We start from the raw sequence: 508 nt of genomic DNA on the forward strand, positions 1-508 counted from the left end.
GCCAGGGCGCCGCCTGCCAGCAGGAGGGAGCGGCGCCGCATCAAATCATCCATGGGTCTGACCCTTTCAGCCGAAGGTGAATGCATAGGCCTGCAAGCCGGGATCGAGGAGGCGAAATGGTCATCAGGCGTCGGCCGCCCGAAAACCCATGGCGACGCCGTTCATGCAGTAGCGCTGGCCCGTCGGCCGTGGCCCGTCGTTGAAGAGATGGCCGAGATGGCCGCCGCAGCGCGCACAATGCACCGCGGTCCGGACCATGCCGAAGGAGGTGTCGCGCTCCGTGCCGACGGCGTTTGCCAGCGGCGCCCAGAAGCTCGGCCAGCCCGTTCGGCTGTCGAACTTGGTGGTGGAGGAAAAGAGGTCGCGGTCGCAGCCGGCGCAGGCGAAGGTGCCGCGGCGGTGCTCGTCGTTGAGTGGACTGGCGTAGGGGCGTTCGGTACCGGCTTGGCGCAGCCCGGCGAATTGCGCGGCGGACAGCCGGCGGCGCCATTCCGCCTCGGTGTAGGTC

Annotated in this window: 1 protein-coding gene; it reads right to left on the reverse strand. The window is 68.9% G+C overall.

Annotated elements, in window-relative coordinates; all coding sequences use genetic code 11:
- Positions 1-123 precede the first annotated feature (123 nt).
- Positions 124-508 (reverse strand): peptide-methionine (R)-S-oxide reductase MsrB (gene msrB / locus AC1DWF_RS38945; RefSeq protein ID WP_476843724.1); only part of this gene is annotated, 385 nt, incomplete at its 5' end.

The organism is Aminobacter sp. P4_D5 (genome assembly GCF_056401815.1).